8 protein-coding genes are annotated in these 8,079 nt (G+C 45.2%); 4 read left to right on the top strand and 4 right to left on the bottom strand.

Going from position 1 to position 8,079, the window contains the following annotated elements; all coding sequences use genetic code 11:
- Positions 1 to 69: 69 nt before the first annotated feature.
- The 4 genes from J6U00_RS13060 (at position 70) to J6U00_RS13045 (ending at position 2,585) form a co-directional block, all read left to right on the top strand.
- Positions 70 to 1,035: a DNA-directed RNA polymerase subunit alpha gene (locus J6U00_RS13060; protein ID WP_024860929.1), complete on the top strand. Its 966-nt coding sequence runs from the start codon at positions 70 to 72 to the stop codon at positions 1,033 to 1,035.
- A 47-nt stretch (positions 1,036 to 1,082) separates the two neighbouring features.
- Positions 1,083 to 1,424 carry a 50S ribosomal protein L17 gene (gene rplQ / locus J6U00_RS13055; RefSeq protein WP_296582520.1) on the top strand — a complete coding sequence of 114 codons (342 nt, stop codon included), beginning with the start codon at positions 1,083 to 1,085 and terminating at the stop codon, positions 1,422 to 1,424.
- 168 nt (positions 1,425 to 1,592) lie between these two features.
- Positions 1,593 to 2,132, top strand: coding sequence for a preprotein translocase subunit YajC (gene yajC, locus J6U00_RS13050; protein WP_296582519.1), 540 nt, complete (start codon positions 1,593 to 1,595; stop codon positions 2,130 to 2,132).
- A gap of 51 nt (positions 2,133 to 2,183) precedes the next feature.
- Positions 2,184 to 2,585, top strand: coding sequence for a TIGR04086 family membrane protein (locus J6U00_RS13045; RefSeq protein ID WP_296582518.1), 402 nt, complete (start codon positions 2,184 to 2,186; stop codon positions 2,583 to 2,585).
- Here the strand turns inward: J6U00_RS13045 and J6U00_RS13040 are convergent.
- From J6U00_RS13040 to J6U00_RS13025, 4 genes are all read right to left on the bottom strand, one after another.
- Positions 2,579 to 4,255 carry a trypsin-like peptidase domain-containing protein gene (locus tag J6U00_RS13040; RefSeq protein WP_296582517.1) on the bottom strand — a complete coding sequence of 559 codons (1,677 nt, stop codon included), beginning with the start codon at positions 4,253 to 4,255 and terminating at the stop codon, positions 2,579 to 2,581. The genes J6U00_RS13045 and J6U00_RS13040 overlap by 7 nt on opposite strands.
- Before the next feature lie 3 nt (positions 4,256 to 4,258).
- A complete protein-coding gene (locus J6U00_RS13035; RefSeq protein ID WP_296582516.1) occupies positions 4,259 to 5,734 on the bottom strand; it encodes a HAMP domain-containing sensor histidine kinase in 1,476 nt (491 codons plus the stop codon).
- Between the two features lie 57 nt (positions 5,735 to 5,791).
- Positions 5,792 to 6,499, bottom strand: a complete 708-nt coding sequence (locus tag J6U00_RS13030) for a response regulator transcription factor (protein ID WP_295079676.1) — start codon at positions 6,497 to 6,499, stop codon at positions 5,792 to 5,794.
- A gap of 381 nt (positions 6,500 to 6,880) precedes the next feature.
- Positions 6,881 to 7,843: a Tim44-like domain-containing protein gene (locus J6U00_RS13025; RefSeq protein WP_296582513.1), complete on the bottom strand. Its 963-nt coding sequence runs from the start codon at positions 7,841 to 7,843 to the stop codon at positions 6,881 to 6,883.
- Between the last annotated feature and the right edge of the window lie 236 nt (positions 7,844 to 8,079).

The raw sequence follows: 8,079 nt of genomic DNA, 5'->3' as shown, positions 1-8,079 counted from the left end.
TAATCAAATTGATATACTTGAAGCGTCAGTATTCGAAATCAACATTAATTGCGAAATAGGAGGGTTTTTATGCTGGAAAAAATTAATAAGCCTGATATTGAGATCGTCGAGCTTAAAAGTGACGGCAAATACGGCAAATTCGTTTTAGCACCGCTGGAGCGTGGATATGGTATTACACTTGGAAACAGCCTCAGACGTGTGCTGCTCTCCTCACTTCCTGGCGTAGCTGTAACATCTGTAAAGCTTTCGGGCAAGGATGGTACAGTTCACCATGAGTTGTCAACTATCCCCGGCGTTAAAGAAGACGTTACGGAGATAATCCTCAGTATCAAGGGACTGACCGCTAAGCTTTACGGCGAAGGACCTAAGACAGTGTATGTAGAGGCAGAGGGCGAATGTGAAATTACAGCAGGCGATATAAAAACCGACTCTGAGGTAAATATCCTCGATCCAGGTATGCACATCGCTACACTTGGTAAGGACGCAAAGCTCTATATGGAAATAACTATCGACAGAGGAAGAGGCTATGTTTCCGCAGAAAGAAACAAGAAGCAGATCAACCTCCCAGTTGATGTTATCGCTGTAGACAGCATATATACTCCTGTCCTCAAGGTAAACTATACCGTAGAGGATACGCGACTCGGTCAGGTCACCGACTATGACAAGCTTACAATGGAGGTATGGACCGACGGTACTATCTCCGCTAAGGAAGCTCTGTCACAGGCAGCCAATCTCCTCAACGAGCATCTGAAGCTGTTCATCGACCTCTCAGAAGAGGCTGGACTAGCTGAGGTCCTTGTTGAAAAGGATGAGAAGGGTAAGGAAAAAATCCTTGAGATGACCATTGAGGATCTTGACTTATCTGTACGTTCCTTCAATTGTTTGAAACGTGCAGGTATCAATACCGTAGATGACTTGATCAATAAGTCTGAGGAAGAAATGATGAAGGTTAGAAACCTTGGAAAGAAATCCTTCGACGAGGTAAAGGAAAAGCTCCAGTCACTGGGCTTCGACCTTTCTTCAGAAGAGGAATAAACCATAAAATGTGCGTTAGCGCACTACTATAAAAAGGAGTGAATACAATGCCGGGTACAAGAAAACTGGGCAGAACATCTGATCATAGAAAGGCTATGCTCAGAGGCATGGTAACTTTCCTGCTTGAGAACGGTCAGATCGAAACTACCGTAACAAGAGCAAAGGAAGTTCGTGCAGTTGCAGAAAAAATGATCACTATCGGTAAACATGATGATCTGCACTCCAAGCGTCAGGTATTCTCTTACATCACAAAGGAGTCCGTTGCTAAGAAGCTTATCGACGAGATTGCTCCTAAGTATGCAGAGAGAAAAGGTGGTTATACACAGATCGTTAAGATCGGTCCTCGCCACGGAGACGCTGCTGAAATGGCTATCATCAAGCTCGTTTAATCGAAGATAATAAGTATAAAAGCCGTTCCGACTTTGGGAACGGCTTTTTTATGACTAGGTATATCAATTTAATTGCGGATAATCGGTGAAAAGTACTTGCAAAACCTTCTGATATGTGTTATAATAACCATTGTATTAAAACAAATCAATAAAGACAGGAGAAATTTTATGAATATCAGAAAGCTTGTATGTATTTTATCAGCAGCTGCTTCAACGGCTGTTATGGCAGGATATACGACTCTGACTGCCTTCGCAGAGGAGGCTGACGCTGCTTCAGACCAGGCGGCACAGCAGCCGGTTGCCAGCTTAGGCGGTATGTTCATTCCTCTTATCGGAATGTTTGTCATTCTCTACTTTATAGCTATCAGACCGCAGAAAAAGCGTGACAGAGAGCTTAAGGAGATGCAGGAGAATCTTCAAGTAGGCGATGAGGTCGTAACTGGCGGCGGTATCGTCGGAATAGTTGTTAGCGTTGGCGAGGATACTGTAGTTATCGAGACAGGCGGTGCAAAGCATAAACTTAGGATAAAGAACTGGGCTATCACAGAGAACGTAACAGCAGCCGAGAGAATGAAGGAAGCAAAGGCAGCAGGAAAGAGCTCGTCTTCTTCATCTTCATCGTCAGACTCAATGGAATCCGCAGCACTTGTTGACGATGACGCTGAGGAGAAAAAGTCCAAGAAGAAAAAGAAGGACGAGGAAGAATAAAAAAATATGCCTCCGCATAGAATTTACAAGAATTCTGTGGGGAGGTTTTTTATGCGCAGACACAAACGCAGTATATGGACGAATGCATTCTTCAGCACTGTCACTGCGGCGATCTGCGGACTGGTATTTACGTCTGCGGCTTCTCTTTTGCTGGGTATGCTACTCTTTTATGTTATGAGGAATATGAAGCTTGCAGGAGGCTTTGCCAGAGCAGCCCTTGTCTTCGGAGCTTACGCAGGATCCTATATCTACGGGAAATGCCGCCGGCGCAGAGGACTTTTAGGTGGCTCGCTGTGTGGAGCCGTAATGTATGCGATGCTCAGTATAGCAGGAATAATATTCGCTGGCTCTCCCTCGGGGATAAAAAAACTCCTCCTGCTCGTAATAGCCGGCGGCGCAGGAGGAGTTGCAGGCGTAAACTCAAAACGCCCCAAAAATCTAATGGATCAGTAGTTGCCGGAGGTGTCTTCCATGAGCTTGAATTCTATTTCATAGTAGCTCACATCTCCGCTTTTATCAATTCTTGCACAGGTTGCTGGCACCTTATCGCCTGCCTCGTACTGGCTGCTTATGGTCTCGTAGAGCTCATCGTAGGTGGATACGGATTTGCCGTTTATGGCTACGATGAAGTCGCCACTTTTTAGCTCAGTTTTGGCGATGTCGCAATCCTTGTCAATCTCATCGATATATATACCCTTGAAGTCATCAGGCAGCGTTATGCCTATACGCTCCTCGATGGCCTCTTTTTTTGTAGTGCTGCTCATATCGAGAAGGTGTATGCCTATCCTGAATCTTCCTGGAACGAAGCCATTCTTTATGAGGTCCTCGATAACGGGAGCAGCTTCGTTTATTGTTATCGCAAAGCCGAGACCTTCAAGGTCGCTGCTTACATATTTTGAAGAGGTTATGCCTATGACCTGACCGTACATATTTACGAGAGCGCCGCCGGAGTTTCCTGGACTTATCTCCGCATTTGTTTGTAAGCACGTCATCTCAAATCCTGTGGAATCACTCCTTATCTTACGGTCAACTGCTGAAATTATTCCGTCGGTGACTGTGCCGGCAAGGTTTGCAGGATTTCCGATAGCGATAACTGTCTCACCAACAACAGCCTCGTCGGAGTCTCCGAGAGTAGCCGGAGTGAGATCGGGAGCGTTTACTTTAATAACGGCGATATCGGTCTTGGTATCTCTCCCAATCAGCTTTGCTTCATAGTATTCACCATCCATTGTCTCTATCCTGTGGTAGCCCTCGGCTTCGAGAACATGGGCGTTTGTGGCGATATATCCGTCCTCATTGAGAACTATGCCCGAACCTGTTCCTACAGCTCTTTTAGCCGCATAGTCCGAGTAGTTAGAGTAGGTGTATATCTTTACTATTGACGGCTTTACAAGAGCAGCAGCCCCTTCAGGGGTATATCTGCCGTTTTCGTCTTTGAAGTTTTCAATATCGGTAGCGCCTTTGGGCTTGGACTGCTTATAGAGTATTACCTGATTCTGCCTGCCTATCTTGTCTATTATGCCTTTGCTGTTGATTATATCAAAGACTATACCGAATATGGCTATAAAAGCTGATATTGCAACGAGCAGAGCAAAGATCCGGACTATATTCCTTTCGTTTTTTGAACGCTGTTTAGCAGACGCTTCATCAGCGGAGCTTGCAGTAGACTGGTTCCTTTCGAGCTCCTCAAAGCCGATAGGTTCGTACATAAAGCGGTCGTACACCGGCTTTCGTGGCTGGTCGTTGTAGCCCATCTGCTGACCGTAATTATTGTTCTGAGCATTGTAATAGCCATGCTGGTCGTAGATGCTGTTACTGGGCTGCTGGTAGTTCTGCTGACCGTTACCAACCTGCTGTGTATGATAGTATCCTTGCTGCTGGCCGTAGCCGCTATTCGGCTGCTGATTATATCTTTGATGGCTGTAGCCACCATTGTGGGTGTGGGGATAATTCTGCTGACCGTAGCCAGTATTCTGCGGTTGAACGTTTTGACTGACGTTCATGCCTCCGTAGTTGCTGTCGGATAGGTTATCCTCTGCTGGTTTTTCATGTTGTGGTATATATGACCCGTTTGAGCCTGTATCCTCAGAAGTATCCTGATAGATATTATCCTTTTCGTCCATTTGTTATCCTTTCTTTTTCGGCTGTTTCTCAGGAAGCTGTATGAGAAACTCCGTATATTCTCCGTACACGCTTTTTACAACTATATGACCGTGGTGGAGATGTACTATTTTCCTTGATATCGCCAGTCCCAGACCAAGTCCCGTTGTATCCTTTCCGCGTGAGGAATCAGTCTTGTAGAATCTGTCGAATACCTGCTGTATCTCATCGTTTTTCAGACCTTCGCCCGTGTTTCTTATGCCTATTGTACATGAGCCGTTTACCGAGCGCTCGAAGCTGAATGAAAGTATACCGCCGTCGTTCACGAACTTTACAGCGTTTTCGACGAGGTTATATACTACCTGCTGTATCAGGTCAGGATCCACCTCGGCAGTCATACGGTCACTTCCGAGACCTTCCACGTCAAGGTGCTTGTCCTCAATTTTCTTTTCAAACATGAGAACGGTTTGTATAACTATATCTGTAAGGTTAATGTCACGGAAATTAGGTCTGAGGGTACCTGTCTCGAAGCGCGACATATTCAGCATTGAGGAGATGAGTATGCGAAGGCGCTTTATCTCTTTGGATACGAGTACGAGGTACTCGTTCTGGCGTACTTTGGGAATAGTTCCATCGAGTATTCCGTCCACGAAGCCTCCTATAGTTGTGATAGGCGTCCTCAGCTCATGTGAGACGTTGGCGATGAAGGTCTTGCTGGTCTCCTCGCTCTTTGCGACGTCGGCAGCAACTGTATTTACGTATTCTGCTATCTCAGGAGTGGTATACGGAACATTTGTGGGGATATTCTCCGAGAAATCTCGTTTTGCGTACTGTTCACTAACGCGCTTGAACTCGTTCTCGTAATCCGAGAGCTTCTTGATCCTGCGATTGAGAATGAATATCTGTATTGATATGTTGAGCAGGAAAAACAGCGCATAGAACGCCGCCATTTTTACTGCAAAGGAGTTGACATCGTTTGAATTGGAGTAGAACTTTGCAAACATACGGTCAGGCACTAACTCGTCCTTTCCTTTTAGGAAGAAGCAGGTAGCATAGAGCATATATGGCTCATTAGCGGATATGTTTTTTGTCTCCATAGCGCAGTAGTCTTTTTTGCCGAGTTTTTCACGCTCAGCTTCCGATATCTTCTCGCTATTCTTTACCACCTTCTTAGGCGTTTCCTCGTAATCTGCATCTGAAAGCACGCAGTTGCCGTTTTCGTCGTAGATATATATCATTAGGTGGTACTTGCCTGAGAACTGCTTATGCAGGCTCTTTATAGTCGCTGAGCGAGTGCTCATATTCTCTGCGTAGCTGTCCTGCATACAGCCTGTGAACAGATCGCCTATTTTCTGGAGCTCATTCAGCTTGCTTGATTTATATATAGCAGAGCTTATAGTTATTGCAACTATGCCCAATATGATATTTATTGAAAAGATAATGATAACAAAGAATATGAAAAGCTTGTCATAAGAACTCTTTCTGCCCTTCAAGTATATCACCTCTATACAAAATAAGGGGACAAAAGTCCCCTTGATGTTTCTGGAGTTGTTATGAGCTTATTCCTCTTCGTCAGCCTCGAATTTATATCCGACGCCCCACACGGTTTTGAGAGCCCACTTGTCTGATACGCCCTCAAGCTTTTCGCGCAGACGTTTGATATGTACGTCGATAGTACGTGAATCGCCGTAGTATTCAAAGCCCCAGACCTCGTCGAGAAGCTGATCTCTTGTGTATACTCTGTTAGGGTTGGAAGCGAGATAGTAGAGCAGTTCGAGCTCCTTTGGCGGAGTGTCGATATTCTTGCCGTTTACCTTGAGCTCATAGCTGTCCATATTGACAGAGAGTCTGTCATAGTGTACTTCCTTCTGCTCAGGCTCAGCCATACCCGTGCCAACGCGGCGAGTAACTGCGTTGATACGTGCGATGACTTCCTTGGCGTCAAATGGCTTTACGATATAGTCGTCGGCTCCGAGCTCAAGACCGATAACCTTGTCGATAGTTTCCCCCTTTGCGGTTATCATGATGATCGGGACGTTTGAGATCTTTCTGATCTCCCGGCATACCTGCCAGCCGTCTTTTCCAGGCAGCATGATATCCAGCAGAACCATATCCGGACTGAGTGCCTTGAACTTTACTACAGCATCGTCTCCGTCATGGCAAAGGAGAACGCTGTATCCGTCTTTTTCAAGATAGAGTCTTAGAAGGTCGCAGATGTTTTTGTCGTCGTCTACTATGAGCACCTTTGGATTTTTTTCGTTAGCCATTTTTAATACCTTCCTTCCGTATTCAACATATACTTCCCCTTATTTTGCGCCATTCGCAAAGAAAGTATTTGACACAATACAGGCATATCCGCCTGCTTATAAGATATTAAGTTAATTATAACTCAGTTTTACAAAAATGTCAATCAAAAATCACTATTTTTTGAATTAGTGTTATAATTTTAAGTTATTTTTTACAAAAAAAGGGTATAAAAAATGTGCTAACAGCAAGAGAAGCTATTGCATACTGCACAAATCAGCGCTGTATTATTTGGCTTATCTGTCAATCAGCTTTAGAGATTGGGTGGGTAGTCGTATATAAGCATTCTTTCTTTCATATATCCAGCTAAATAGCAAGGCTTCCGTATAACGGAAGCCTTAAAGTTACTGTCGTGTACGTTGGGCGATAGCCTTGATATTGCTTACAGCCCAGTCAAATTCGTCTGTTGTGAGTACCGAGCCACAGTATTCGCATACTGCCGACTGGTTTATATTAACGTTTGCACCGCAGTATGGGCAAACATGGCTTGTCATGCCTGTTGAGCGCGATGTAATCACACCGTTTTTGCGGATAAGGGTCCATTCGTAGGTCATGAACTTCTCAGCAGTTCTGCTGCCGCGTACGATATTGCCTGTAGCGTCGTCCACCACATAATCCACTATTCTTGTTTCGAGTCTGACTACCATTTCGTCAAAGCCGGCATCCTGTGTCCAGCCGAGGAGATTTGTGCTCAGTACCGCTATCCTCTCCACCATATTTGTCTGGCGGTTCTGGCGGTATCTGTTAAGCTGATTATCCATCTGTGCGAAATAAGTATCTGTTAGGTATGGCCTCAGAGAGGAAAGGTCCTTTTTCTGCCATGCGTTCTGGAACTGCACGTAGAGGTTGGAGACCTTGTCTCTGAACTGTTCCTCACTGAATGAAGGATCAACGCTCAGGTACTCATTTACCGGGCGTAGCTTTCTTGCAGGCGTACTTGGCTGTGCCATCTGTTCCAGTGATCTTTTGTTGCTCGGTGAGAAGTAGGCTAATAAAGATACAAATGTTGCGATAATGATTATTGAAAACAGTATACTGCAGGCGCCTCCGCCATCTGAATTGCCTCCGCCGCTGTAGCTTCCTCCGCTGTCACTGTCCCAGCCTCCGCTGTCACTGTCCCAGCCTCCGCTGTCCCAGCTGTCGCCTCCGCTATCCCAGCCTCCGCTGTCGCCGAAATCCGAGTCACCTGAGAAATCACCGAAGTCTGCACGTCGTGGAGACGCCTCAGAGAAAAGCGGTCTTGCAGGGAAAAGGAACAGTCCAAAAATAACTGCAAGGAGTGGAAGTATTCTTAAAAACCTTTTCATTTCACTTCAAATCCCCCTATATATCACTTATTGTATTGATGCTGTGATCTTTCATGGCAATAACCGTCTGACGGCAGTTATTGAATACACATTAATTATAACATACATTTAAGTTTTTGTCACTTTGTAAGATTTAACAAAAAAACGTCAGGTGATTTGTGTGTAATGCCTTGCAGCTACTTTATGAATATCTCCCTCTGCTCGCCGATATTTCCCTCCAGCATGTAGGAAACGCT

The sequence above is a fragment of the Ruminococcus sp. genome, assembly GCF_017650195.1.
Classification (GTDB): domain Bacteria; phylum Bacillota; class Clostridia; order Oscillospirales; family Ruminococcaceae; genus Ruminococcus.
This window is presented reverse-complemented; position numbering and strand designations above follow the sequence as displayed.

Excerpts from the sequence above, each read along its gene's own strand:
- J6U00_RS13060 (WP_024860929.1), top strand. The coding sequence starts at position 70 with ATGCTGGAAAAAATTAATAAGCCTGATATTGAGATCGTCGAGCTTAAA.
- rplQ (WP_296582520.1), top strand. The coding sequence starts at position 1,083 with ATGCCGGGTACAAGAAAACTGGGCAGAACATCTGATCATAGAAAGGCT.
- yajC (WP_296582519.1), top strand. The coding sequence starts at position 1,593 with ATGAATATCAGAAAGCTTGTATGTATTTTATCAGCAGCTGCTTCAACG.
- J6U00_RS13045 (WP_296582518.1), top strand. The coding sequence starts at position 2,184 with ATGCGCAGACACAAACGCAGTATATGGACGAATGCATTCTTCAGCACT.
- J6U00_RS13040 (WP_296582517.1), bottom strand. The coding sequence starts at position 4,255 with ATGGACGAAAAGGATAATATCTATCAGGATACTTCTGAGGATACAGGC.
- J6U00_RS13030 (WP_295079676.1), bottom strand. The coding sequence starts at position 6,499 with ATGGCTAACGAAAAAAATCCAAAGGTGCTCATAGTAGACGACGACAAA.
- J6U00_RS13025 (WP_296582513.1), bottom strand. The coding sequence starts at position 7,843 with ATGAAAAGGTTTTTAAGAATACTTCCACTCCTTGCAGTTATTTTTGGA.